We start from the raw sequence: 26,560 nt of genomic DNA, 5'->3' as shown, positions 1-26,560 counted from the left end.
CGCCGCCAGAAGCAGAATATCGTCAATATTCCAGATCGGGCTCCTGTGGGATGACTGAATTCTACAAAATGACCCGAAATTGCCTCAAGTGTGAGAAATCCGCGTCGATATTCATACCTGTAGCGATAAGATGTGCGGAAATCTTATAGGGTTAAACCTAACACAAAATGAAGAAGCTTCTGGCCGCAGAAAAACAGAATGTAACCTTCAGATGCTCAAAGGCTTCCACCCAATGGAAGACCGGCATGACCATTGGAAAGGCCACATTTTTGACCCTCAAAGCAAAAATACTTACGATGCCATTATATGGGTAGCGGAAGACGGTGCCCTAAAACTGCATGGTTTTTTAGGTTTGGAACTCTTTGGCAGAACAGATACGTGGCAACCGTTTCATGGCCATATAGGTAATAACTGCCGCATTAACCCCTGAGCATACCTGCATCAACAGGGCATAAAATAGGTATTATGCCGTTATAACAGGTTGCAAGCTCAGACCTTCTCTATAAAACCATTCAGAATTTGGAATTCAATATTTCTCCGCAATGTTTCATTCCGACAGGGCGGAGCCCGGCTTTGTAGGGAGAACCCGAAGAATGAGACAAACGCACAAAGGGCAGCCTATAGCGGAGTGGTGTGCATCCCCTAACGCCATGCGCCTGAACAAGCTTTTACGCATGTCCCGACGAGATGTACTTTTAGGCGGCCTTGGTCTTTCTGTTGCAGGCACAACGGGTGCAGCCCTTGCGGCGGATACCATTCCTGCCACAGCAAACACTGAAGATCTGTCCCGCTTTATGCTGGTATCCCAGCGTCTGACAGATAGAGATGCGCTGAACTCCCAGATTGGTGCTGCCCTGTATGCCAATATCGTACAGGCCAACGCAGATCGGAAAGACCAACTCAACGCCCTGCATACTCTGCTAGAGCGAGAAAAATTTACAACAGCATCAGCCTTTGCACATGCTGCGGAAAAATCTGATCCAAAGCTTAAAAGATGTTATCCACGAAATTCTAACCGGCTGGTACCGGGGCATTGCAGATGGCAAGGTGGTGGTTTACCGCTCTGCCCTGATGTTCGACATCGCCAAGGATGCCGTTTACCCCAAAACCTACGCAACGGGCGGCCCATTCTACTGGACAAGCAAGCCACCAGAAGTTGCACGCCCCAAAGGGCACCCTGCACTTTCTGCTTCCGCCCTTGTTATCGAACCGACCTGATCTTACGGGATACCCCGCTTTATGCCCTCCGAAGAAAATCTTTCAGCCGACGTTGTGATCGTAGGATCAGGCGTTGCAGGTAGTTCTATTGCCAATGAACTGGCACGCGCCGGTATTTCCGTCATTGTGCTAGAAGCTGGCCCACGCGTTGACCGTCAGCATTTTGTAGAAAACTTCCGCAATCTGGAAAACAAACCCTCTTATCAGGGGCCATTCCCGGCTGTGCCTTGGGCTCGGCATCCGCCTGATCAGCAAACCCCTAACGAGTATCTGCATACCTCCGGCCCAAATGCCGAAGCCTATCAGCAGGTTTACCTACGCATGATGGGCGGCACCACATGGCACTGGGCTGGCTGTGCATGGCGTTACCTGCCATCAGACTTTGAACTGAAAACACGTTACGGTCAGGGCCGAGATTGGGCTTTGACATATGATGATCTGGAACCCTTTTACTATCAAGCAGAAGTCATGATGGGAGTTTGCGGGCCGGATCCTGCAGTGGAAGACCTTGGGTCCCCCCGCAAACAGCCTTATCCTATGGATGCGTTGCCCATTTCCTACGCTGCGCAGCAGTTCCGTAAGTTGATTCAGGAAAAAACGCCGTGGCGCGTGGTGCATGAACCACAGGCACGTAACACCCGCCCATATGATAACCGCCCAACGTGTGAAGGGCATAATAACTGCATGCCCATCTGCCCTATTGGGGCCATGTATAACGGCAGCTATTCCGTTTACCATGCAGAAGCCGCCGGGGCTAAATTTATACCCAACGCTGTGGTGTATAAGATTGAGCGAGACAGCGCGAACAAGCGCGTCACCGCTGTGCATTACTTTGACCCCGACAAAGGATCACACCGCGTTACGGGCAAATATTTTGTTATTGCCGCGCACTGCATTGAAACAGCCAAACTGCTCCTGCTTTCTGCCGATGAGCAAAGCCCGGATGGTGTTGCCAACAGTTCCGGCCATGTAGGCCGCAACATGATGGACCATACAGGTGTACAAGTTACCTTCGTTAGTGGTGATCAAGCCTTGTGGCCGGGCCGTGGTCCGCTGGAAACGAATGTGATTGACAATTTCCGTGATGGGAATTGGCGCACAGACCGTGGGGCCTACCTCGTGCACATGGTGGATGATAACCAGGTGGATCTGGCCACGCAGTTGGCGATTTCCAAAGGGTACGTTGGCCGCGAACTGGAAGAACAGATCCGCTATCTGGCCTCTCACACAGTGCGCTTGTTCAGCCATAACGAGGCCCTGCCAGACCCCGATAACCGTCTCACACTCAGTAAAGATCATAAAGACATTCTGGGTATTCCGCACCCGGAAGTGTACTACAAGCTGCCCGAATATACCGTGCGCAGTTGTGAACATACACGCTATGTTTTCCGTGACCTTATCAAGCTGATGCACGGCACAGATGAACAGTGGACCCCTGGCTACTTCCCGCAGGATCATCCCGCAGGCAGCACCATTATGGGCACAGACCCCAAGGATTCTGTAATGGACGGCCATTGCCGGACGCATGACCACGACAATCTGTTTATTGCCAGTTCCTCGGTTTTCTCAACCGTTGGCACCGGCAACATCACCCTTACCGTAGCTGCCTTGGCGCTGCGTGTTGCCGATACGCTGAAAAAAGAACTTGCTCATGCCTGATTTTTCCAAACCCTGCGCGTCCTTCTTTCAGCAAGCACGGTGCTTGGTGTCTGCGCCCTTATCCAGACACCAGCGCATGCGGAAGATGCTGCCCCGGATCAGGCAGTACTAGATCGTGGGGCCTATATTGCCACTGCGTCAGATTGTATTGCCTGCCACACTAAGCCTGGTTCACAGCCATTTGCTGGTGGCCTGAAAATTGCAACACCTATGGGTGATGTGATTTCCACCAACATTACGCCAGATCCAGACCACGGCATTGGCAAATATACAGAGCAGGACTTTGAACAGGCTGTACGCCACGGCGTGCGCAAAGATGGCGCTTACCTGTACCCAGTTATGCCCTATGTTTCTTACGCAGGCATGACAGATCAGGATGTGCATGCACTTTATGTGTGGTTCATGCACAGCGTAAAACCTGTGGCCAGCGCTCCAGCAGAAACAACACTGGTGTTTCCTGCCAATATGCGTAGCGCAATGGCAGCATGGAACTTTGTAACCACCAAGGAAGAGCCAGAAAGCGGGGATTCCAGCACATATGATCCGCTACGCCGCGGCAAGTATCTTACCAATGCGCTGGAACATTGCGGTACCTGCCATACGCCACGCAACTTCATGCTGAGTGAAAAGCAAGATAGGTATCTGGCAGGCACTTCGCTGGATGGGTGGTATGCACCAAACATCACTTCCAGTAAAACCGGCGGTATCGGCAACTGGAGCGAAGATGATATTGTTGCCTATCTGAAAACAGGCCACGCCAATAACCATGCTCAGGCAGCAGGCCCCATGGCAGAAGCTGTGGAACATAGTACCAGCCATCTGACAGATCAGGATCTACACGCCATAGCCACTTATATTCATCAAGTAGCAGCTATGGATGATGATATGGAACATCAGGCACGAGATAGCTTTGGCCAAGCTGTAGAAGCGCTTGATATCCGCCAGAGTGCCCCTACCCGCATTGATGATCTGACCGAAATGGACGGACAACACGCGTATGATGCCAACTGTGCGGCCTGCCACGGCCAGACTGGCACAGGCACGAAGGATCAATATGCACCCTCCCTATTCCATAACTCTACTGTGGGCAGCGCACGGCCAGATAACCTTATCATGACTATTCTGCACGGGGTACAGCGCAAAACTGAAGCTGGCGATGTATCTATGCCAGATTTTAGTGGGCATTCAGACGTGCAGCGGTTGAGCGATACTGAGATTGCCAAGATCGTGAATTATGTGATGGCAACTTTTGGTAGTGGAGACCCGCACGTAACAGCAGATCAAGTTGCGCAGTTCCATAAAGACAAATAACAACCACCCCACATAAAAGGTGGTTGCACTACACAACAAAAAGGGCGGAGGGGTTTAAAACCCCTCCGCCCTTTTTACATGCTCTTCAGAAAGAAAACTGGAACCTTAGAAAGAAGGCTTTTCATGCAGAGCAGATACCAGACGCGTAATGGTATGTGCCTTTAGAGCTTCTGGCCCACCTTCCGTGCCATAACCGGAATCTTTCATGCCGCCAAACGGCACTTCTGGTACGCCAATGCCATGGTGATTAACAGCAACCATGCCGGCTTCCAGCTTTTCACCAAGTAGGCGTTCCGTGCGTTCACAACGTGTATAAACATAAGCCGCCAAGCCATATGGCAGACGGTTGGCTTCCGTGACCGCGTCAGCCAGATCAGAATACTCATCCATAATGGCAATCGGGCCAAAAGGCTCTTCCTGCATAACCTTCATTTCCAGCGTTGGCTTCAACACCAACGTGGGTGGAAAGAAGCACCCATCATTCGGCATGGAAATATCCGGCTGCCAAAGTTCAGCACCTTTCTGGCGGGCATCATCCACCAGTTCGGTCAATGCCTTTACGCGGCGCTCATTTACCAATGGCCCCATGGTAACGCCTTCATCCAGACCGTTGCCGACCTTAAGCGCGCTCATCTGAGCTTTGAATTTTTCAATAAATGGCGCAGCAATTTCCTTGTGTAAAAGGAAACGTGTGGGGGCGATACATACCTGCCCAGCATTGCGGAATTTGGCTGCGGCCAGACGTTCGGCTGCGGCATCCAGATCTGCATCTGGGCACACAATAACCGGGCCGTGGCCACCTAGTTCCATGGTCACTGGCTTCATCTGCGCACCAGCTAGTGCTGCCAGATGCTTGCCCACAGGTGTAGACCCCGTGAAAGAAATCTTACGCACAACCGGATGAGTAATCAGATACTCAGAAATTTCTGCTGGCACACCATAAACCAGAGAAACCGCACCCGCCGGAATACCAGCATCACAGAAACACCGGATCAGTTCCGCCGGAGAAGCGGGGGTATCTTCCGGGGCCTTTACAATAACCCCACATCCGGCTCCCAAAGCAGCCCCTAGCTTGCGTGCAATCTGGTTGATAGGGAAGTTCCACGGCGTAAAGGCAGCCACAACACCTACCGGTCGGTGCAACACGCGCTGTTCCACATAAGGCGCACGCGGGGGCACCAGCTCATCGTTCAGGCGACGGCCTTCTTCACCAAAATACTCAATAACGCCAGCAGCGCCCTGGATTTCGATAATCGCCTGAGCAAGGGGTTTGCCCTGCTCTTCACTCATAATGCGGCCAATCTGCTCTGCCCGTTCACGCAGCAAATCTGCCGCCTTGCGCATAATCACAAAACGATCCCATGCTGTAAGGCTACGCCATGCTTGGTAACCTACCTGCGCACCCGCAACTACTTTTTCCAGATCAGCCTTAGAGGCATGAGCTACCTGCCCAATAACCTGACCCGTAGCCGGATTGGTTACTGGAATGGTACGCCCATCTGCCGCATCTTGCCATTTCCCGGCCACCAATAGCTGCGTGCGTATTTCTTTTTCTGACATCTACATCTCTCAAGCAGAACGGGCAGACATCCACCATGGAGCCTTTGTCCGGATTTTTTTTGCTGACACCATTTTATGTACTGCCATGCAAGAAAAAAGAGGTCTATACACCCCAGCGCATAATGGCTTCCTGCACGGTTCAGTTCCATCGAGCAGGGCTATTATCCTTCAAACCCTCAGTTGTATCAGTAGAAAGCCCATGCTTTTCAAAACCCTGTCCGGTCAGACAATAATCGGGCTGTGCGCCTTATTTGCTGCCACTTTTACGGCCATTACCAGCGAAGTTGCCCCCGTAGGGTTGCTGATAGATATGGCGAATTCCTTCCATATTACGGAAGGCAAAGCTGGTCTGGCAGTAAGCGCATATGCGTTGGTTGTAGCGCTGGCGGCGGTGCCGCTTACCATTCTTACAGCCAGAATCAACCGCAAGACACTCATGCTTTGGGCTCTGATTGGCTATATCGCCTCTAATCTGATTGCCGCTTTGGCGCCTACCTTTGCTATTCTATGCTTAGGCCGTGCCGTAGGTGGCGCTGCCCACGCGCTTATGATGTCCATTGTTTCGGCCTATGCGGCGCATCTGGTGCCCCCTCGCATGACAGGACGTGCCATTTCCTTTGTATTTGGTGGCACATCTTTGGGGTCTGTTCTGGGGGTTCCCGGCACTGCGGCCATTGGACAGTTGGCTGGCTGGCGCGTTTCCATGATGGTGGTTACGGGGTTAGCCGCTATTCTAACTGTGTGCATCGCGTTTTTTCTGCCCAAGGTGGCAGCATCTTCCAGTTCCGTGCATCTTCCTTCATTCCGTACGCCCGGTGTGGCGCGGGTTTTTGCAGTGGTGATTGCCGTAAACACATTGTTCTTTCTGGGGCATAACCTTCTGTACACCTATGTTTCACCATTGCTGATGTCTCATGGGTTGCCAGAAAGCGCGCTTAGCATTGCCCTGTTGATTACGGGCGGTGTGAGTATTTTTGGGTTATGGGCTGCGGGGCAGATGGTGGATTCCAAACCAGCACTCGGGTTGTTGATAGCTGGCCTGATTACCGCATGCGGCATGGGCTCACTCTGCGGTTCCCTCCTTAGCGGATGGAGCGCGGTTGCTGCTGTTGGCCTGTGGTGTGCCGGTTATGCCGCTCTTATTCCGGTCATTATGTCTGGTGCTATTCGCAGTCGCGCCACCACGGCTGACATTGCCGGTGCTGCCGTAAACGCCAGCAGTAATGTGGGTATTTTGTTTGGTTCTGCTGCTGGTGGCATGATTTTAAATACGGCTGGGCTTTCCGTCTTGCCACCCATGGCCGTTGGTATTGTTATAATGGCCACAGCATTAGGGCTGTGCAGCCCTGTTGCCTTCCCGCGCGTGTTGCATGATCACTCAGAGTCTGAAAGCTGATATAGAGCTAACGGCTATAAAGCTTTCCCTTTCAGCACCAGTGGCAGCCCGGCTGCCACAAAAACCACTTGTCCTGCCTGCGCCGCTATCTGCTGGTGCAGGCGCCCAGCCTCATCCCTAAAGCGGCGGGCTAAAACATTTTCCGGCACAATCCCCAGCCCTACTTCATTGCCTACAAGAATGGTAGGAGCCAAGCGTTCTGGCAACACTTCTAACAGACGCTGTGTTGCTTCCTCTATATTTTGGTCATCCAGCAACATATTGGTCACCCACAAAGTCAGGCAATCCACCAATACAGGCAAATGCGCATAGGTTTTTAACACCCATGCAATGTCAAATGGCTCTTCAACCGTTTGCCATCCCTGTTCTGTTCGGCTGGCCTTGTGATGTTCAATCCGCTCTTGCATTTCTGCATCAAATGCCCGGCCTGTGGCCAGATAGATCCAAGGCGATGGCAGAGCTGTCAGCATTGCTTCGGCTAGAGCACTTTTTCCTGAGCGTGCGCCCCCCAAAATGAGAACAGTGCCCTGTGCCCCTGTTTCTGTTGGATTGAGAGATAGGACACTCATGGTATATGCGCCTCACTATTTTTGTTTGCTTACATCCTTATAACAGCACAAAATCAACGGTATGCCATCATTTCCTTCTTTTTCTAACGCGCCACTCTACCTTGGTTCCATGCCGGAACTGAGAAGCCTGTGCAGCAATTTGCCGCAAGCAGATAAGACTGCCCAAAGTGCCATTGCGCAGCGTGAACAGCAGCTTACCAAGCCAGAGGGCAGCTTAGGCCGCCTTGAAGAACTCACAAGCTGGCTAGGCGGTTGGCAACAACATGCCACGCCAAAGCTGGAAAATGTACATGTTTTGGTTTTTGCCGGAAACCACGGGGTAACGCAGCAAGGAATCTCCCCCTGGCCTTCTGATGTTACGGCTCAAATGGTCAGTAACTTCCGTAACGGAGGGGCTGCCATCAACCAGATAGCCAGAACAGTTGGCGCATCTTTACACGTTATTCCTGTGCATGATCTGCAACCTACGGTAGATTTTACCCATGCGGCAGCCATGACAGAGCAGGATTTTTTGCAAGCTGTCACGCTTGGCTACAATGCCGTTTCATCTGACTGCGATCTACTGTGTCTGGGTGAAATGGGTATTGGAAACACCACAGCCGCGGCAGCTTTGGCAGCAGCCTTGTTTAAGGAAAGCGGTACTATCTGGGCCGGGCGTGGAACCGGTGCAGATGATGCAGGTTTGAAACGTAAAGCAGCAGTTATTGACGCAGCCCTTACCCTGCATCAGCAAGCCTGTTCTGATCCATTGGAAGCTGCACGTTGTGTCGGCGGGTACGAACTGGCAGCCACATTAGGTGCCACATTGGCTGCTAGGTATAAGAACGTACCGGTTCTGTTAGATGGCTTTGTGTGCACGGCTGCTGCCGCACCTCTTGCTCGATTGCATCCTAACGGGCTGGCTCATACCTGCCTGTCACACTGCGCCACCACAACGGGGCAAACGCATCGGCTTGCCTCCTATCTTGGCCTGGAACCTCTTTTGGGGTTGGGGCTCAGGCTAGGGGAAGGTTCTGGCGCGGCCCTTGCCGTTGCCATCTTACGTGCAGCACTTGCCTGCCACACAGGTATGGCTACTTTTGCAGAAGCCGCTGTAAGTCAGAAAGTATGACCTTTTCTGGCTCCCTTTCTATATTAGATAGATTACGGCTACATCTGGCCTGTGGGGTTGGGCTTCTTACCCGGATACCTGTTGGCTGGCTGTTACCGACTACCTACAAAAATAGTTCCGCTGCTTGGCCTTTGGCACAGTCTATCTGGTGTTGGCCCCTTATTGGCATGGGCATTGGAGTATTTACCGGTGGCTTATCTGCAGTATTGCAACTTAGCCATATTCCACCCCTCGCAGCCGCAGGTATAGCTTTAGGAGCGCAAATTCTTGTAACAGGCGGCCTACACGAAGATGGGTTGGCCGATACGGCTGATAGTTCTGGCGGCATAACATCTGAACGCAAGCTAGAGATTATGCGTGATAGCCGCATTGGCAGTTACGGTGTGTTGGCTTTGTGTTTGGCAATCTTAATACGCGCGGGCGTGCTTGCATCCATACATTCCATCGCGTTAGCTTGCCTGATATGTGGCATTGCCGACTGTTTGGCACGAGGTGCATTTTTAATTGTTACAAAAACAGTTCCACCGGCCCGGCCTGATGGTCTGGCGCGATCGCTTTACCCTTTACCGCAGCAAAATCTGGCAGTCGCTTTAGTCGGAACACTCTGTCTTTGCACTTTGCTGACAGTATTTTTAATACCAGCATTTCTTGCTCCGGCATATTTTCTGATATTTATAGCGCTTCCCGCTCTCCTAGCTTTAACTATAGCTCTGCTGATAGCCCGATACGCAAAACGTAAGCTTGGTGGCTATACCGGTGACATTCTGGGAGGCTGCGCCGTTCTCACCGAATGTGTAATTATGACTGTATTATCTGCATTTTTTTATTAAAGTGCACGCCAAGCCTGTAAGGCTATTTCCAATCTGTGCCACTGCTGTTCGGAAGCAGGTAAGCCCATACGCAGCCAATGGGCATTGTAAGAGAAAATCCGGGTTACAATACCTTGCTGGCAAAGATGCCGCCACAAATCGGCGGCCTGCTCACACTCCACCAACTCAAATAAAACAGCTTGGCCTTTGTGGTTTAAGCCTGTTTCAGTAAGCAAATTTTTCAGGCGTGCACTGGCAGCACGTAGTTTGCTTGAAACCTGCCTTAGCCATTCCTTATCCTGTAAGGCTTGGCACCCAACCGACAACCCAATGGTACTAACAGGCCATGCCCCTAACAAGTCCCGCGCATATGCTGCCAAGTTAGGCTGGGCCAGCAAGAACCCAAGCCTTATTCCGGGTAATCCATATGTTTTACCAAAAGAGCGCAAAACAAGCAGAGCAGGATGTGGCAGCGCGGGAGCAACACTCTGGCCGGTCATATCTGCAAAAGCCTCATCCACCACCAACCAGCTTCCTGCAGCCTGACAGGTATTAGCCAGATCAAGCAGGTGCGAAGCCTGTATCAAACGTCCATCAGGATTATTGGGGTTACAGACAATACACACCGTATTTTTTTGCTGTGCCACCACTTGTAGCTGAGGAAAATCCGGTACCTCTGATACCGGAACACCATTCTGCGTCCATGCCTGCACATGTCCAGAATACGTTGGCCCCAATATGCATGCCCGTTCAGCCTTTAACACCCTTGGTAACAAAGCAATCAAGCTTTGGCTTCCGCCACCCGCAACCACCATGCTGGCATCAAAAACTCCGTATGCTGTAGCGGCGGCACATTGTAACGCTATTTCTTCTGCCTCTTCCGGCAATATGCGCAAAGCAGATATATCAGGCAATTTTGCAGGATAAGCAAAGGGACTGATACCTGTAGAAAGGTCCACAAATGGTTGCGGTGCATCTGCAAACATCTGCATCACTTTTTGCACCTGCCCGCCATGCGCAGGAATATAGCTTGGTGCTGATAAGGTTTTTGAAGGCAACACAGAAACTGCAGGCACCTGTTGCGGCGGATACCCCTTGCCTTCTTGCCGCTTTTCCCGCACGCCTGCATCTGCCATGCTGCTTTATCCTTTTTCTGTAACCCTGCCCGTTGCCGCCATGGCTGCGGGGCTGGAAGCCTTGTGCGGATATCCTGCACCGCTGTTTGCTGCAATAAGCCACCCTGTTGTGTGGATTGGCTTCTTGATAAACAGGCTGGAGCAGACGTTCAACAGGCCTGAATGGTCAGATACCGCACGCCGGGTATCCGGTTTGTTCACGCTTTTGCTGCTTGCCGGTATTCCTGTCGGGCTTACGGTCTTTATACTGCATATTGGTTATATGTTTTTGCCTCCAGCTTTCATGCTTTGTATACAGGCTGTAGCCGCATGCACGTTAGTGGCGCAGAAGTCTTTATGGGTGCATGTCAAAGCCGTTGCCACAGCACTTCAACAGACCGGATTAAAAGGTGGACGCAAAGCTGTAAGTCAAATTGTAGGGCGAGATACATCTGTTCTGGATGAAACCGGCGTTGTGCGTGCGGCTTTGGAAAGTCTGGCAGAAAATTTCTCCGATGGCATTGTTGCCCCTTTATTCTGGACTGCATTGCTCGGCTTACCCGGAACTGTCTTTTATAAAGCTGTCAACACAGCAGATAGCATGATCGGTCATCTTAACCCACGTTATGCAGCATTCGGCATGGCTGCCGCCAAAATGGATGATCTGATTAATCTGCCAGCTTCCCGCCTGGCCGCTGTATGTATCTTACTATCTACCCCTCCCACACAGTGGCGTACGATTTGGTCTACCATTTGGCGAGATGCCAAACGTCATCGTTCGCCTAATGCGGGGTGGCCTGAAACAGCTCTGTCCACCGCCCTTGGCGTAAAATTTGGCGGCCCCCGTAATTATGCAGGAACTGTGGTTGATGATGGGTGGATTGGAGAAGGCACCACAACCGCCACCCTGCATGATCTGGAACGCGGCCTTACCCTTTACCGCAGGGCTTGTGGTATTCTGATAGGTGGGTTGCTGCTGGCCGCTATTGGCTGCATGATAAAGGCATGACAACACCTTTTTTCTCACCTTCCTTTCAGAACCAATTAGAGCAACTGCTTATATGGCGACGGGATGTGCGACATTTTCGTACAACACCTGTGCCAACACCTGTGTTGAATGAACTGCTGGAAACAGCCTGCTTGGCCCCCTCTGTCGGGTTGAGCGAACCATGGCGCTTTGTGCTGGTAAATGATGCGAGCCGGCGTGATGCCATCCGTCAGAACTTTATGCGCAGCAACACGCAGGAACTGGAAGGGCGAGAAGGAAAAGACGCCCAGCATTACGCACGGCTAAAACTTGCCGGACTGGATGATGCTCCACACCATATTGCTGTATTTTGTGAAACCAACCCCCAACAGGGGCGCGGGCTCGGCCGGGCTACCATGCCGCAAACCACCACATGGTCTGCTGTTATGGCCATTCACACTTTTTGGTTAGCTGCCACGGCGCATGGTGTTGGGGTAGGATGGGTTTCCATCCTTAGTCCACAGGAAGCACATACTGCTTTAAGCGTAGAACCCAACTGGCAGTTTCTGGCCTACCTATGTGTTGGCTTTCCTGAACAACATGCCAGCACGCCAGAGCTTGAACGCCGCGGGTGGGAAAAGCGTAACCCTGCCAGAAGGCGCTGGATTCAACGCTAAAGCATGTGTTGCTTTTAAATACCCGCTGGCACGGCAGCCAACTGCAACAAAGCATCTAAATCAATATGCTGTTCCAAATGGTTGGCCAGCGCATCCAGCGCTTGTTCTACACTCTGATCATGGCGCGTAGGTAAGTCTGCCCCGGCTGTATACCATACACCATCTGGCTGAAATGCCACCCCACCTACGCGTGCAAGCAAAGCCATACGCGCAGCCCGGTGGTTAAAAATGCCATGCAAATAGGTGCCCCATACGCGCCCATTGGCAGAAACGGCACCTTCTGGCTGATTGTCCAAATAAATCAACGGATTTTGACAATCAACTCCTGTTGTTTGCCCTACATGCATTTCATATCCAGCAACTTTACAGCCTTCTACCGTCAGTTTTCCTTTTTTGTGTTCTAGACTTTTATCTCGGCTTAAAACTGTATCAATTTTTAACAGCCCCAATCCTTCCGTCTGCCCTGCTACACCTTCTGTTCCATAAAGATCCACCACAGTAGCCCCCAACATCTGGTAGCCACCACAAATACCCATTACATAGCCACCATTGGCAACATGTTCTGCAATCTGCTTGCCCCAGCCCTGTTCTTTCAAACAAGAAAGATCAGATAAGGTAGCTTTTGATCCGGGCAATATAATCAAATCACATTCTGGCAAAGGTTGGCCACGTTTAACCAGCATAAGGTGCACACCGGGTTCTGCAGACAATGGGTCCAGATCATCAAAATTTGCAATCATCGGCAAAAGAGGCACAATAATACGTAGCGGAGTATTTTGATCTAATTTTGCTTTTGAATGCTTTACTGCATGCGTAAGTTTTTCATCCAGATCTGCTGCATCTTCTGCTGGCAGGGTTCTCACCTCTGGCAAATCTGGTACAAGCCCTAACGGCAGCCACCCTGTGCGTTCGGCAACAAACTGCATGCCATCCGCAAACAGTGTTGGATCACCCCGCATACGGTTTACAATAAACCCTTTAATGCGCTGGGCATCTTCCTGACTTACAACAACTTGTGTGCCAACAAGGCTGGCAATAACCCCGCCTCTATCTATATCACCCACAAGCACCACTGGGGCATTTACTGCTTCTGCAAACCCCATATTGGCAATATCATGTGCGCGTAAATTAACTTCAGAAGCAGAGCCAGCGCCTTCTACCAAAACTAAGTCCGCCTTTGCAGCAAGTTTGAAAAAGCTTTGCAAAACAGCCGACATCAAAAGGGCTTTGCGGCTCTGATAATCCCGCGCTTGCACCATTTCTTCAATCCGCCCCTGCACAACAAGCTGTGCACCTGTTTCCCCTTGCGGTTTAAGCAAAACCGGATTCATGTCCACGCTTGCAGGTGCTCCACAGGCACGCGCCTGCAAAGCCTGAGCACGCCCGATTTCACCACCATCCCATGTTACAGCAGCATTATTAGACATATTCTGCGGCTTAAACGGCAAAACCCGCAGCCCACGCCGGGTAAAGGCACGCGCAAGGCCTGCAACGAGTGTTGATTTTCCTACGCTGGACCCTGTGCCCTGCACCATCAGAACACGAGCACTCAAAACTCTATGCCTTCCTGCGCTTTTACACCTGCTTTGAAATGATGCTTCACCAATGTCATTTCTGTTACCAAATCCGCAGCTTCCAGCATGGCTTCCTTGGCATTACGCCCTGTTACTGCAACATGCTGGTTTGCCGGACGCGCTGTAATATCAGCAAGCACTTGTTCCATGGGCAAGTAATCATACCTTAGCGCAATATTCAGTTCATCAAGAATAACCAACCCAATATCCGGGTTTGTCAATGTTTGCTGAGCAACTTGCCATGCACGCTGGCATGCAGCGATATCCCGTGCTTTATCTTGCGTTTCCCACGTAAAGCCTTCACCCAGAGCATGCCATTCCACCAAATCTTCAAACCGCTCCAGCGCCTTACGCTCTCCCGTATGCCATGCCCCTTTGATAAACTGGATCACAACAACACGCCGCCCATACCCCAGCATTCGCAAAGCCAGACCAAACGCTGCAGTAGATTTTCCTTTTCCGGCACCTGTATTTACAATTAACAGGCCCTTTTCCACTGTCTTGCTGGCAACCTCTTTATCTTGCACAGCTTTGCGTTTTTGCATTTTGGTACGATGATGCTCTGCATCCGGTGTTGATGCTGGCTTTTGCGGATCTATCATACCTGACACGGTTCTTCCTTTTTATGATGCTTTAAAAAATCTGCTTCTGTTGAAACAAGTTCGTTCTTTTCTTCCACCATAAACAGACGCGCAAATCCCTGCGGCATGGAAGGCGCAAGAAGCTGGGGTTTATACCCACCAGCAAATGCGCTGAGCAAACGCAGTGGCCCCCCATGCGATAAGACACACACATTTTCTTCACGCTGGCGCACTTCTCGCCAGAAGCTCTGAATTCTCTGATACAGGTCTTGCCCACTTTCACCTTCTGGAGGAGCAAAACCTTCTGGGTTCTGGGCCCATTCATCCAGCAATGCGCGGTCTATATCCTGCCAGCGTATGCCTTCCCACCGACCAAAGTCCAATTCTGCCAATCGGTGATCCACGCGCAGTTCCATACCCGCGCTTTGCGCTAAACGCAGCGCCATTTGCCAACACCTTTGCGCAGGAGAACTGTATAACACTTGGCAAACTGCGCCCTTGGCCAGAACGGAAAGCCCTGAAACAATACTCTCCCACCCTGGGCTAAGAGCAACATCCTGCCTGCCGTAACAAACGCCCTGTGCAACCTGAACAGGAGCATGCCTTACCAGCAACACGGGAAAAGATCGCATTTCAATATCTCCTTCTCACCGCCTGCCCCGGCTTTATCAGGACGGCAGAGCACTTTGTGCATACCTTGTTATCACACAAGTTTCCGCGTTCGTTTTTGCATATGCTCTTTTCATAAAGAGGAAGAATTCAAAATATTCTGATTGGAACACCGTGCCAGAACATGAAAGAATGACCCAGATACCAACCCTCGTTGACCGCCACATACACCAAGCGCTACGCCGTCCCCCGCTGCCAGATCAGCCAATGGCGCATCACTCCCTGTTTCTGTGACTGTGGCATAATGGAATTCGTGCCCGCGCAAGCGTGTACCTGCACAGCCCAATACATTATCTGCCAACAATGTGGCTTCACGGTAACCCAGATGCAATTTCCGACGTGCAAAGGAAGTCACGTGCCCTAACAAGCCTGCCATGGAATGTGTTTGCCCCTGCGCATCTTCCAACGCACGGCCCAAAACCATGTAGCCTCCGCACTCCCCATGCACAGGGTATTTTAGCGCGAAATCCTGCAAGCCTTTTTTAAAATGTTCAGCTTGCGCAATCTGACCTGCGTAAAGTTCTGGGTACCCCCCCGGTAACCAACAAGCATCGCAAGAAGCATCTGGTGTTTGATTAGCCAAGGGAGAAAATGGAACCAATTCCGCACCTTCTTGCCGCCAGAACAAAGAAAGATGCCCATATAAAAAGGAAAAAGCGGCATCATCCGCTACGGCAATACGTTGGCCCGGAGGCGGAATACACGCCTTTGACATAGATACGGGATCAACTTTCCGTTCAGCCAAAGGGGCTGCCGCTTCTAAAATGGCATCCAAATCCAGTTCACGCTCAGCTTTATCTGCAAGGTCAGATAACCACCCCGCCAGATTGCCGTGCTCACGCGCCTGCACTAATCCTAAATGCCGTTCTGGCAATACCTCGCCCTTTTGGCGCATGAGGGCACCGCAAACAGGCAAGTCTGCCATAGCTACGGCAGAGCACGCCAAACGCTCATGCCGTTCGGATGCAACGCGGTTTAGTACAACACCATGCACCTGCACAGCATCAGACCACCTAGCAAACCCCAGTGCGATCGGCCCGACAGATTGCCCCTGCCCAGAAACATCCAGCACCAGTAAAACAGGAATACCAAATAAAGCTGCAATGTCAGAAGGCGCGCCGCGTGCACCCTCTGGGGCCATCAACCCATCAAACAGCCCCATTGCAGATTCTACCACAACCACATCTACATCTTTGGCAGCGGCATCCATAATACCAGCCAGCAAATCTGCAGGCATGCACCAGCTATCCAAGTTAAGGGGTGGCCGATTGGTGATAGCCGCATGAAAAGCGGGATCTATATAATCTGGGCCGGTTTTAACGGCTCCAACCCGTAACCCACGGCGCTGAAAAGCTGCCAACAATGCGAGTGTAACCGTTGTTTTACCACCCCCAGAGCGAGGAGCGGCAACCATAATAACACGAGGGGCTGTCATGCCTTGTTTTCCTCATCCAAAACACAGGCCACGCTATTGCCTCGTGGGTGCCACAACCCTCTCCGCCATGCATCGACAAAACGCATACGTATTGCTTCCCGTGCTGCAGGGTTTTCCTGTTTCAAAAACTCATCACATGCGGCATTACCCAAGGTTTGATCAAAAACCAGATCAAACTGCCTATCAAAGCGTTGGGGCAATGTAGCGGCAAATCCGTGCAACGCATCCAGCCCGCGCGCCATTTCCGCCGCACCCGCGTATCCATGCTGCTGCATTCCTTTAATCCATTGCGGATTAGCCAACCGCCCGCGCACAATACGCGCCACTTCCTGCTCTGCTGTACGCAAGCGGGGCATATCTGGCCGAGATGTATCACCGTGCAATACAGTTGGTGTTGCACCTAGCGTAGCAGCCGCAGCGGAAAGACCACCTTCATGCGCAGCAATATCCGGGCTTTCTAAAATATCGGTTTCAGCATTGTCCTGCACATGCAGCACAGCTTCTGCCTGACCAACCAAATTAGAAAGAGCCTGCATATCCTGCTGACCCTCTCTTCCACCACCATAAGTCCAGGATGAACCTTCCAGCCAAGCTGTTCCGAGTTCCTGCTTGGTATCCCAAGATCCCGTATTCAGGCGTTCCTCAACACCTGTGCCGTAATTACCAGCCGCAGCCCCAAAAATACGGGCCGTTGCACGCTTTCGGGCCTCTCCTTCCAACCCTTTGACAGATGCTGCCAAAGGGTTCCATTCGGCAGGCTCATTCCGTTCCGCAACAGCAGCTACAGCCTGATCAAACAAGGCAATTTGATCTACAAAAGCATCACGAAACAGGCCAGATACACGCAAAGTTACATCCACTCTTGGCCTATCCAACAATGGCAAAGGAATAATCTCAAACCCACAAACATGCCCCGTACCAGATGTGCGCTGCACTTCCACCCCCATCAGGCGTAAGGCAAGCGCCATATCTTCCCCACCGGTACGCAAACTGGCAGAACCCCACATATCCATAACCATATGTGTCAGATGTTCGCCTTGTTCCTGCAAATGCCTTGTTAGCAATAGCTTTTCCATCTTCTCGGCCAGCACCATGGCGGAAGGTGTGGGCAATGCACGTGGGTCCACCGTAAACAGATTGCGCCCTGTAGGCAGTACATCCACCCGTCCGCGAGTTGGCGCCCCCGCTGGACCGGGTGTTACAAAACGCCCGTTCAATGCAGCAAGAAGCGCTTGGGCCTCTGCTTTCCCGCTTTGCATAATTTTATGCGCTACATCAGTAACAAACACTGTGTCTTCCTGCCGCTCACATGCCTGCGCAATAATCTGCACCAGTTTTTTGGAATGTGCGGCTGGCTTACCAAAAACATGTAAACCATCACGAATTTGTAGATCTTTTACATCACACAAATATGCATCAAGCCGTGCGAGTGCTTCTGCTTCGTCCAGTTCTCCGGGGCGCACGCCACTTTCTGCCAATACACCCGTACGCACGGCTTTATCCAAAATATCAGCACGCAACAAAGCACCACGGCGAGGATCCAGACCATCTGCTTCAGCGTATTCATCAATCAGGCGTTCGAGTTCCTGCGCATCTGCTGAAAGTTCAGCCTGCATAACAGGAGGCGTCATATGGCCGATAATAACAGCACCCAAACGCCGACGAGCAGCGGCTGCCTCGCCCGGATTATTGACAATAAACGGGTAAATCACTGGCAAATCACCCGTCAGCACGGCTGGCCCACAGGATGGAGATAACGCCACAGCTTTACCGGGCAACCATTCCAACGTGCCATGCGTACCCAAATGCACCATAGCATCCAGCTTTTTCACATGCCGCAACCACAAGTAAAACGCAACGTATGCATGGCATGGAGGTGTATCTGGATCATGATACAGCGCTTTACGGTCAGCCGCTGCACCTCTATCTGGTTGCACAGCCAGAGAAATATTGCCCAACTGGATGTAACGCAGGCAAAAAACGCCATTTTTTACATTAGCATCCTGTTCAGGCTCACCCCATGCTGCACAAACAGATTGCACAAAAGCTGGAGCTAGACCTGCTAAAAGCTGACGATATAGCTTTGTATCAAGAACAGGCTTTGAATAGCCGCCAATCAGCGTAGAAGCAAGAACCTTTGCATCGGGAACATCTTTTGCTCCCGTATTATAGCCTGCATTATGCAAAAGCGTGAGAATGGAAGATGTGGATGCAAAACCGTCCAACCCCACAGCATGCGCTATATGTGCTCCAGATTTTTCCAAACCCGCGCCTGGATAATCAGACAGAATAAGAGATATTTTCTTTTCTGATTGTGGAATTTTCCGTAATTTAGCCCATGCGATTGCACGGCCTGCCACCAACTTTATACCCGGTTTATAAGGTTCTCTAAATGCAGGATGTCCGGGCTGAGCATCCTTTCTGAAGGAAATTGGAAAAGTTGCAATTGTGCCATCCAGCTCTGGCAACACAACTTGCATGGCCATATCTGCCCGCGCCAAACCACGTGGGCTTTCTTCCCACAATACCTGTGTGCACCCTGGCTGCAAAAGTTGCAGAATAGGTGCATCTGCCACATCCAATGGTGAAAAACCACTCTGGCTTCGTGCAGAAAAACACGTAGCATCCAGAACAACATCAGGTTTTGTAGATTGCAAGTAATGACTTACATCTTTAGCAACGGATGGATCCTTTAAAGATGTAACATACACAATATCCACGGCACAGCCACGTTGAGCCAGTTCTTCTGCCAAACATTCTGGCCCTGCCACATCCCCTATCAACAAATGCGCGCGATACAGGAGTATCACCGCTTTTATTTGTGCCTGAGCCATGGTGATAGTAGGAGCATAAGAACGATATACGCCCCATGTAGGCAATGCTTTGGGTTGTGTGCCTTTATCTTCCTGCATTCCCGCAAGTGCAGACATCAATGCTAATGCTGCGCAGATGTTATCCGGCCCACCTTGCTGAAAAAAACCGTTTAACCGGGCGTAGTGTTCTGCAGAAACAGTGGAAAGTTGTGCCAGCCGCCCATCATCCCCAGTATGTGCCGCCTGTTGCTGCACATCAGAGCCATGGCTTTGTAACGTATCGCCGGGCAACAAAACTAGCGGCACGCCTGTTTCTCGGCTCCATGCCGCTAGTTCTTCTGCTCCATAACGCCAGTAATCCAAACCACCCAATAGCCGCACCACAACGCAGCGTGCTTTTTGCAACGTGGTGTCAATATACAGATCAATCGACATCGGATGGCGTAACCGTGCAAGGCTTGTAACCTGCAAGGTGGGAAGCAATATGCCTTCTTCAGTTTGGGCGCGCAGCAAGGCTTCTGCATGGCGCAGGGCCAGAAGATCACTTTCTGTAAAAGAAAGAACAACAAGATCAGCTGAGGGAAGATTGAGATCTTCCGCTACTTCCTGTTCATCGAGCGTCCGGTTTTCCCGCACCAAAAGATGCATAAGCTTACTCCGCTCCTAATCAGGCCGCTACCAACGTGCCACCAAGAGCCTTGGCAATAGCGGAAGCCTCCAGCCCTTTTTGCCCGATCACGACAATGCGGCCCTCCCGCCCTTCATTGACAGAAAGAGGACGATCAAATTCGTGCCGAAAACGGGTTCCCACACCTTGCACAGCCAAACGCATAGCCTTACCTGCCACAGCAGCAAAACCTTTCATGCGCAGCACATCATGACGGCGTGCTGTATCTTGTAAGAGCGTTAAAAACTGCTCCACACTCTGTTGCTCAGGCACACGCACCACAAAGCTTTCGAAGTCATCATGTTCGTGTTCGCCATCTTCTGCGTCATGATGAGAAGGACGAGCGGCTAAGTCAGCTTCTGCTGCAGCTCCAATCCCTAGCAATATAGCAGGATCTACTTTACCTTCCGTAGCACGTACAATTTGCACAGGCCGCGGGGCGGTGCGGCGGATTTCATCTTCAACGCGGGCGAGCGCATCTGCATCCAGCAGATCTGTCTTGTTCAACACCACCAGATCTGCGGCGTTGATCTGATCTTCAAAAACCTCCGCCAATGGGTTGTCATGATCCAGGGAAGGATCTGCCGCACGCTGTTGAGCAATAGCTTCCGGATCATCTGCAAAACGACCCGCGGCGACTGCTGGTGCGTCCACTACAGTTATCACGCCATCTACAGTCATACGGTTACGCACCGTTGGCCAGCCAAAGGCCTTGAGCAGCGGTTTGGGCAGCGCCAAGCCAGATGTTTCAATCACCACATGTTCAGGCGGATCTGCCCGATCAAGCAGGGCTTCCATGGTTGGTAGAAAATCATCTGCTACCGTGCAGCACAGGCAGCCATTGGTCAGTTCAACAATGTCATCTTCCTTGCAACCTTCCACACCGCACCCGCGCAGGATTTCTCCATCAATGCCAAGAGAACCAAATTCGTTCACCACCACGGCAATGCGATGCCCTGCTGCACGCTGAAGCAGATTGCGCAAAAGGGTTGTTTTACCTGCCCCTAAAAAACCAGTGATAATGGTTACAGGCACGCGAGATGCAATTGTCATGAAGGCTCCTGTTCATCATAAAGTTGTGCGGGAACACGCCCCAGCACCATATTGGAAAGAGATGCCGGACGACGCGAAGGCATAACTGTTCCTCGCGCAGACTTTGCATAGAGTTGGGCATACGCCAGAATATCTTCTGCTTTTTCGGCACCCAGATGCCCTAATAACCATGTCCAACGCTCTGGCATGGCAATGGCTGCGGTGCATCCACGATCACAGGCGGCCAGGCACTGCACCTCACGCAACAAAACTGGAGCTTCTTGCCCAATAGTTTCTGCTTCCTGCACCAGAGCCTGCAAACGTGCATACAACTGGGCACCCGGCGGCTGATCCATAGCAGGCCCGCCACGCCGACATGTGACACACACATGCAAAACAGGATGATTCTGAGGTGACTTTTGAGAAGAATCGGATGCTTCGGCCATGCTGTATCCCTGAAATAACCGCCATTCTAAAAGAATAGCTGCCTGAAGGGGTGCAGTAACCCAGCGCCCCTACCTCAGAGATGGCAGGGGAAATATACCTTAAACGGTACATCTATGCCTGCCGGGCACCCCGCCAGCAGCAACGCTAGAACTTAATAAATAAGGCCTACCTGTGTACTTACGCATACAGGCACCGATGGCAGGTTTCCTGGCTTGTACCCACATATGCCCTAACCTATCGGCCAAAACATAAAACAGCGCTCCCTACCTTCCCAGCCTTCGTGCAGGCCAGTGGCATATTGGGCTAAACAGCCCATAAGGAACACCATGGGTAACTTACAGTTGCGGGGGCAGCGACGGCCTTACACCGTTCTTCCCTTTTCATCCCGTAAAGGACACCATCAGCCCACGCACAATGCGCACAAGCTGCCTTTGCTTTCAACCCGCAGTTTTTAGTCCTGCAATTTTAAGGTCTGCTGATCTGAAACAGGATTGAGGTTTCACGCTAATATTCCCGTGCTTTGCAGCTCTATTTCCATTATTGACGTGCAAAACAGCTATGATATATTCGTATGAATATACTTTATATGTCAAATATTCTTTCGCTAACTAATGAGGATTCCATGACCTCCCCACGCGTTCTGCCCATTCTGGATGAAACGCGTTTTTCAGACATGGCGCTTACCTTCCGCATCATGCGGTTAGCCACAGTCTGGCGTACACAACTGGATCGGGCCTTACGCCCGCATGGCATGACATTGGCCAGCATGCGCCCCATGGCTTATCTGATGATGATGCCCGATGGTGCCACGCAAAGTGATCTTGCCGCCGCCATGAATGTGGATTGCTCTGCACTGGTGCGTATTCTTGATTTGTTAGAAAAACAGAAGCTGATCACACGCCTGCAGGATACGCAGGACCGACGTGCCAAAAAACTTGTGCTCACTTCTGCGGGGCAGGAAAGATGCGCACTGTTCCATACCATTGCCGCACAACTTGAACAGAACGTTCGCCAGAACCTTACGGAAGATCAGGTACGTAGTTTAATTCATGATCTTTCCTGCATGCTGGAAACACATCATGAACGCTAGATCTGAGCAAAACAGTAACACGCTCTTTTCCTTTAGCTCTGTGTTGTCTCGCTGCTTACCAGCCTTTTTTTCTGATGAAGCCCAATGGAATACCTTTAAGGCCACAGCAGGCTATTCTGCCCGCGTGTTCTTATGCATTGGCATTGCCGTTTTTCTGGCGTTTATGTTCCAGCTTCATTCCCCCCTCAGTGCGGCCACTACTGTTCTTATTGTGGCAAATCCAACTGTAGGGGCGATGGTTTCCAAAAGTGTCTGGCGTGTTATTGGCACAGTTATTGGGGCCGTTATCAGCATTGGCATTATGGCTGTATTTGTGCAGTCTCCCGTTTTGTATTTTGCGGCTCTTTCTGTTTTTGTCGGAATAGCCTGCATGGTAGCCACGTTTCTGCGCTTCTTTCGTGCCTATGCTGCGGTGCTAACCGGTTATACAATTGTTATTATTGCTGCACCCGCTTTTGCAGACCCAGACAATATTTTCCTTTCTGCAATGGGGCGCCTGTCTGCCGTGGTAACAGGCGTGGTAGTAACGGCCTGTGTGTTTATGGTAACAAGCCCACGCAAGCCCAGCGCCGTTTTGGAAAAACTGGGAAATGCTTTTCGTGATACCATTCTCCACGCAAAAAATTTTCATGCACAGGAAGGTCTTTCCTCTGCGCCAAAAGAAAACACGACAGAAGAAAACAACCCTTCCGAAATAACAGATACCACAACCACGGGCACAGCATTCCGTAGCCTACCGCAACCTCTTTATGATAGCCGGAGTCGCCTTCTGGCAGGCATGGCGGGCTTAACACCTGCCATAGAATTTGCTGCTGCGGATGACCCCGACATGCAGGCCCGTATTTCCAACCTGCGTCTGGCACTTAACCGTTTAACCGGGCTTATTGTCAGCTATCACCCTTATTGGTTAAATCTCTCTTTGGTGGACGCACAATCACGCCCTGTACATCAATATGTTGCCGAAACCTTAGAGCATATTCTGCACCTTACAGAACAACCCGGTTGGTTAGAAAACCCTACACCGGTATCGGCCTGCCTGCATGAATGCCTGAAAAATCTGGAGCAACTTTCACGCAACAATCCGGCCCCCAGCTTGCTGGCAACGCTGGATAATACGCGTGACATTCTGGTGCAGATAGATCTGGCCTTGTACGATCTGACGAGCCTGCGCCGTGATCGTGAATCTTCCTACACGCGCCAGTATCTGGAATGGCCCGTTGCCTTGCGCAATGGTGTGCGCGGCATGTTTATTGCACTTCTGGCTGGCATGTTATGGTATGTGTTCCATTGGAGCGCAGGCCCTATGCTGATCCTGTATGTGGTGGCTGCTTCAAGCTTGCTTTCAACAGCTCCCTCCGCCGGCAAAGCAAGCCCCATGATGGCAACTGGCACTATGTTGGCTGTGCCTATGGGGTTTTTATGCCATTCCCTGTTCCTGCCCCGCATAGATGGCTACCCACTTTTATGGCTGACTCTCTGCCTGTTTCTGCTACCCGGCGTATGGTTACAGTTTCACCCACGCTACAGCATTGGTGCATTTGGATACGCAGTGTTTTTCACCATGCTGCTCTCTATCAACAACCCCATTGTTTATAATGATCTGGCACTCACCAATAACTGGCTGACCATGGTGGCTGCCTGCGTGCTGTTAGTGCTGGTTTTCCGAGTTATTCTGCCACCAGATCACCGGTTGGATGCTGCGCGATTGGTTTCTTCCCTTACGCGCAGCTTGCAAAAACTTGCTCTTTCCCACAGCGGCAAGCCTGTACAATGGATTGCTTGGGAAGGACTCCAGCTCCAGAAAATTACGCGGCTGATGATGCGTCTTTCCTTTATTCCTTCCGGTATAGACCGACAGGGATATACAGATGCAGCCTTTGCAACACTTTCTCTAGGGCGGCTAATTTTACGCCTGCGCTGGAATGCAGAACACACCAAGCTTAATGCGCAGGCCCACACTGCTCTTGAGAATGCCTTAAAAGCCTTTGCCCTATTGCGTCATACGCCACTGGCCACAGCAGATGCTTTAGAACAGGCTGCCGCAGTTATTCATGCCACCGCCACAGAGCAAGAAGGCGTCACCCTTATGCGAGACAGAACCATTTCCTGTCTCACGCAAGCAGCGGGTATTATCCGCGCCATACCAGCGTTTTATGATAAATATGGCCCCATTCATCGCGCTGTGGATGAAGCTGGCGCAAATGCTCCCGTTTCTACACCCATGGAGTCTGCTTTTGTGAGATGAAATAAAGAAAAAGTTTCCTAAAATAAAAGTCATGATGATGAATTTAATTTTATCTTATTCCTTATATTTATAAAGAACTTATCCCATACCAGATACTTAATGCTTAGGTTATCACTCATAACAAGAAGTATCTGGCATGGCATACTCCGAAACCTCGCCTCCGGTGACATACCGAAGAGCCAACCCAGCCCCATTAGGCTTAATGGGCTTTGGGCTAACAACCGTTCTTCTCAATTTACATAATGCAGATCTGGTGCCGATGGGTTCTGCCATTTTGGCCATGGGCTTAACATTTGGAGGTGTTGCCCAAATTCTGGCAGGGATGCTGGAATATGGCAATGGCAACACCTTTGGCATGACAGCTTTTACCGCCTACGGTGCTTTCTGGCTTTCATTCGTCGCACTTATTGGCCTGCCTCATACCGGCATTGTGGATGCCAGCAGCCCCAACCTGGAGGGTTCGAAAAACCCTCTGGTTTTAGGTCTCTCTGTGTGATTCCCTCTCTTGTGTGATGACTGGAGGAGTGGCTGATGACGCAGTCTGGTTTCTTTGATGTTGAAGAGCGGCTTGCTCGGTTGAGTGGGCTTGGTGACCAACTTGAAGCATTTTCCCAGACTGTGGATTTTGAGGTATTCCGTCCGGAGCTGAACAAGGCGTTGGCCTATTCAGACAGAAGCAAAGGCGGGCGTCCTCCGTTTGATCCAGTGCTAATGTTCAAAATTCTGGTCATCCAGACGCTGAACAATTTGTCCGACGAACGGACGGAATACCTGATCAACGACCGCCTGTCCTTCATGCGCTTTCTTGGTCTGGGGCTGTCTGACCGCGTGCCTGATGCCAAGACCGTCTGGCTGTTTCGTGAGCGTCTGACACAGGCGGGAGCAATTGATGTTTTGTTCAACCGCTTTGATGCGACCCTGCGGAATGCCGGTTATCTCCCCATGTCAGGTCAGATCCTGGATGCTACACTGGTAGCGGCCCCAAAGCAGCGCAATACCAATGAAGAGAAGGCCGATCTGCGCGAAGGACGGATCCCGCAGGATTGGCAGGACAAGCCCTCAAAGCTGTCCCATAAAGATCGTCATGCCCGATGGACATTGAAGTTCACGAAAGCAAAGCGTCAGGATGACGGGAGTATGCCCGCAACAGATCTGGCCATCCCTTTCTTTGGCTATAAATCGCATGTTTCCATCGACCGGAAATTTCGGCTGATCCGCAAATGGAAAGCGACCGATGCAGCGGCCAGCGATGGTGCCAGACTACGCGAGGGCCTGCTGGATAAAACCAATATGGCATCAACAGTCTGGGCGGATACAGCCTACCGCTCAAAAGCCAATGAGGACTTCATGGACAAGCATGGCTTTGTCTCGAAGGTTCACAGGAAAAAGCCTCATCTCAAGCCGATGCCACGACATATCCAGAGATCCAACGCCGGAAAGTCCGTTATTCGGTCGCGTGTCGAGCATGTTTTTGCCGATCAGAAATCGCAGACAGGACTGTTCATACGAACCGTAGGGATAACCCGAGCCACCATGAGGATCGGGCTGGCCAATATCGTCTATAATATGCGCCGCTTTCTCCTCCTGGAGCGGATTAACGCGAGCGCGTAGCAAT

At 51.2% G+C, this 26,560-nt stretch carries 20 protein-coding genes, 3 pseudogenes and 1 riboswitch; of the genes and pseudogenes, 13 read left to right on the top strand and 10 right to left on the bottom strand.

What is annotated here, in order from left to right; translation table 11 throughout:
* Window positions 1-106 precede the first annotated feature (106 nt).
* The 4 genes and pseudogenes from A4S02_RS00575 to A4S02_RS00560 all read left to right on the top strand — a co-directional run.
* Window positions 107-430, top strand: a pseudogene (locus A4S02_RS00575) (DUF2147 domain-containing protein); the annotation flags it as partial.
* Between the two features lie 112 nt (window positions 431-542).
* A pseudogene (locus tag A4S02_RS00570) lies at window positions 543-1,218 on the top strand (sorbitol dehydrogenase family protein).
* 21 nt (window positions 1,219-1,239) lie between these two features.
* A complete protein-coding gene (locus A4S02_RS00565) occupies window positions 1,240-2,877 on the top strand; it encodes a GMC family oxidoreductase (RefSeq protein WP_070322640.1) in 1,638 nt (545 codons plus the stop codon).
* 39 nt (window positions 2,878-2,916) lie between these two features.
* Window positions 2,917-4,188, top strand: a complete 1,272-nt coding sequence (locus tag A4S02_RS00560) for a c-type cytochrome (protein WP_228142413.1) — start codon at window positions 2,917-2,919, stop codon at window positions 4,186-4,188.
* A 105-nt stretch (window positions 4,189-4,293) separates the two neighbouring features.
* Here the strand turns inward: A4S02_RS00560 and A4S02_RS00555 are convergent, their stop codons facing one another.
* Window positions 4,294-5,748: an NAD-dependent succinate-semialdehyde dehydrogenase gene (locus A4S02_RS00555; RefSeq protein WP_070322638.1), complete on the bottom strand. Its 1,455-nt coding sequence runs from the start codon at window positions 5,746-5,748 to the stop codon at window positions 4,294-4,296.
* Window positions 5,749-5,833: 85 nt separating this feature from the next.
* Here A4S02_RS00555 and A4S02_RS00550 point away from each other — a divergent pair, with 85 nt between their 5' ends.
* Window positions 5,834-7,144, top strand: coding sequence for an MFS transporter (locus A4S02_RS00550; protein WP_204251308.1), 1,311 nt, complete (start codon window positions 5,834-5,836; stop codon window positions 7,142-7,144).
* Window positions 7,145-7,158: 14 nt separating this feature from the next.
* On the opposite strand, the gene cobU is transcribed toward A4S02_RS00550, so the two are convergent.
* Window positions 7,159-7,713, bottom strand: coding sequence for a bifunctional adenosylcobinamide kinase/adenosylcobinamide-phosphate guanylyltransferase (cobU, locus tag A4S02_RS00545; RefSeq protein ID WP_070322636.1), 555 nt, complete (start codon window positions 7,711-7,713; stop codon window positions 7,159-7,161).
* A 61-nt stretch (window positions 7,714-7,774) separates the two neighbouring features.
* Here cobU and cobT point away from each other — a divergent pair, with 61 nt between their 5' ends.
* Together cobT and A4S02_RS00535 are read left to right on the top strand one after the other, a co-directional pair.
* Complete coding sequence (cobT, locus tag A4S02_RS00540) at window positions 7,775-8,824, top strand: nicotinate-nucleotide--dimethylbenzimidazole phosphoribosyltransferase (RefSeq protein WP_070322635.1); 1,050 nt, start codon at window positions 7,775-7,777, stop codon at window positions 8,822-8,824.
* Window positions 8,821-9,654 carry an adenosylcobinamide-GDP ribazoletransferase gene (locus tag A4S02_RS00535; protein ID WP_070322634.1) on the top strand — a complete coding sequence of 278 codons (834 nt, stop codon included), beginning with the start codon at window positions 8,821-8,823 and terminating at the stop codon, window positions 9,652-9,654. Before cobT ends, A4S02_RS00535 begins: the two co-directional genes overlap by 4 nt.
* Here the strand turns inward: A4S02_RS00535 and cobD are convergent.
* Window positions 9,651-10,769 carry a threonine-phosphate decarboxylase CobD gene (gene cobD, locus A4S02_RS00530; RefSeq protein ID WP_070322633.1) on the bottom strand — a complete coding sequence of 373 codons (1,119 nt, stop codon included), beginning with the start codon at window positions 10,767-10,769 and terminating at the stop codon, window positions 9,651-9,653. The genes A4S02_RS00535 and cobD overlap by 4 nt on opposite strands.
* Between cobD and cbiB the strand changes: the two genes are divergently transcribed.
* Window positions 10,768-11,757, top strand: coding sequence for an adenosylcobinamide-phosphate synthase CbiB (gene cbiB, locus A4S02_RS00525; protein WP_070322632.1), 990 nt, complete (start codon window positions 10,768-10,770; stop codon window positions 11,755-11,757). The two genes, cobD and cbiB, sit on opposite strands and share 2 nt — an antisense overlap.
* Window positions 11,754-12,392: a 5,6-dimethylbenzimidazole synthase gene (gene bluB / locus A4S02_RS00520; RefSeq protein WP_070322631.1), complete on the top strand. Its 639-nt coding sequence runs from the start codon at window positions 11,754-11,756 to the stop codon at window positions 12,390-12,392. Before cbiB ends, bluB begins: the two co-directional genes overlap by 4 nt.
* Before the next feature lie 14 nt (window positions 12,393-12,406).
* On the opposite strand, the gene A4S02_RS00515 is transcribed toward bluB, so the two are convergent.
* From A4S02_RS00515 to A4S02_RS00485, 7 genes are all read right to left on the bottom strand, one after another.
* The gene (locus A4S02_RS00515; protein WP_070322630.1) at window positions 12,407-13,927 is read right to left on the bottom strand and encodes a cobyric acid synthase; all 1,521 of its coding nucleotides are present in this window, start codon (window positions 13,925-13,927) and stop codon (window positions 12,407-12,409) included.
* Window positions 13,928-13,941: 14 nt separating this feature from the next.
* On the bottom strand, window positions 13,942-14,568 hold the full coding sequence (gene cobO / locus A4S02_RS00510) for a cob(I)yrinic acid a,c-diamide adenosyltransferase (RefSeq protein ID WP_019087925.1): 627 nt from the start codon (window positions 14,566-14,568) through the stop codon (window positions 13,942-13,944).
* The gene (locus A4S02_RS00505; protein WP_019087924.1) at window positions 14,565-15,179 is read right to left on the bottom strand and encodes a histidine phosphatase family protein; all 615 of its coding nucleotides are present in this window, start codon (window positions 15,177-15,179) and stop codon (window positions 14,565-14,567) included. The genes cobO and A4S02_RS00505 overlap by 4 nt, the downstream gene beginning before the upstream one ends.
* A gap of 110 nt (window positions 15,180-15,289) precedes the next feature.
* Window positions 15,290-16,651 carry a cobyrinate a,c-diamide synthase gene (locus tag A4S02_RS00500; protein ID WP_070322629.1) on the bottom strand — a complete coding sequence of 454 codons (1,362 nt, stop codon included), beginning with the start codon at window positions 16,649-16,651 and terminating at the stop codon, window positions 15,290-15,292.
* Entirely contained in the window at window positions 16,648-20,112 is a 3,465-nt protein-coding gene (gene cobN / locus A4S02_RS00495; protein ID WP_070322628.1) for a cobaltochelatase subunit CobN, read from the bottom strand. Before cobN ends, A4S02_RS00500 begins: the two co-directional genes overlap by 4 nt.
* A 19-nt stretch (window positions 20,113-20,131) precedes the next feature.
* Window positions 20,132-21,184, bottom strand: a complete 1,053-nt coding sequence (cobW, locus tag A4S02_RS00490; RefSeq protein ID WP_019087921.1) for a cobalamin biosynthesis protein CobW — start codon at window positions 21,182-21,184, stop codon at window positions 20,132-20,134.
* The gene (locus A4S02_RS00485) at window positions 21,181-21,609 is read right to left on the bottom strand and encodes a DUF1636 domain-containing protein (protein ID WP_070322627.1); all 429 of its coding nucleotides are present in this window, start codon (window positions 21,607-21,609) and stop codon (window positions 21,181-21,183) included. The genes cobW and A4S02_RS00485 overlap by 4 nt, the downstream gene beginning before the upstream one ends.
* A gap of 181 nt (window positions 21,610-21,790) precedes the next feature.
* Window positions 21,791-22,027, bottom strand: a riboswitch (cobalamin riboswitch).
* A gap of 154 nt (window positions 22,028-22,181) precedes the next feature.
* Between A4S02_RS00485 and A4S02_RS00480 the strand changes: the two genes are divergently transcribed.
* The 4 genes and pseudogenes from A4S02_RS00480 to A4S02_RS00465 all read left to right on the top strand — a co-directional run bounded on the left by A4S02_RS00480 (window position 22,182) and on the right by A4S02_RS00465 (window position 26,556).
* Window positions 22,182-22,700, top strand: coding sequence for a MarR family winged helix-turn-helix transcriptional regulator (locus A4S02_RS00480; RefSeq protein ID WP_070322626.1), 519 nt, complete (start codon window positions 22,182-22,184; stop codon window positions 22,698-22,700).
* Window positions 22,690-24,945, top strand: a complete 2,256-nt coding sequence (locus A4S02_RS00475; protein ID WP_070322625.1) for an FUSC family protein — start codon at window positions 22,690-22,692, stop codon at window positions 24,943-24,945. The genes A4S02_RS00480 and A4S02_RS00475 overlap by 11 nt, the downstream gene beginning before the upstream one ends.
* Window positions 24,946-25,081: 136 nt before the next feature.
* Window positions 25,082-25,408: pseudogene (locus A4S02_RS00470) on the top strand (acetate uptake transporter); the annotation flags it as partial.
* A 65-nt stretch (window positions 25,409-25,473) separates the two neighbouring features.
* Window positions 25,474-26,556, top strand: a complete 1,083-nt coding sequence (locus A4S02_RS00465) for an IS5 family transposase (protein WP_208858931.1) — start codon at window positions 25,474-25,476, stop codon at window positions 26,554-26,556.
* Window positions 26,557-26,560: the final 4 nt, after the last annotated feature.

Source organism: Acetobacter ascendens, assembly GCF_001766235.1.
Classification (GTDB): domain Bacteria; phylum Pseudomonadota; class Alphaproteobacteria; order Acetobacterales; family Acetobacteraceae; genus Acetobacter; species Acetobacter ascendens.
This window is presented reverse-complemented; position numbering and strand designations above follow the sequence as displayed.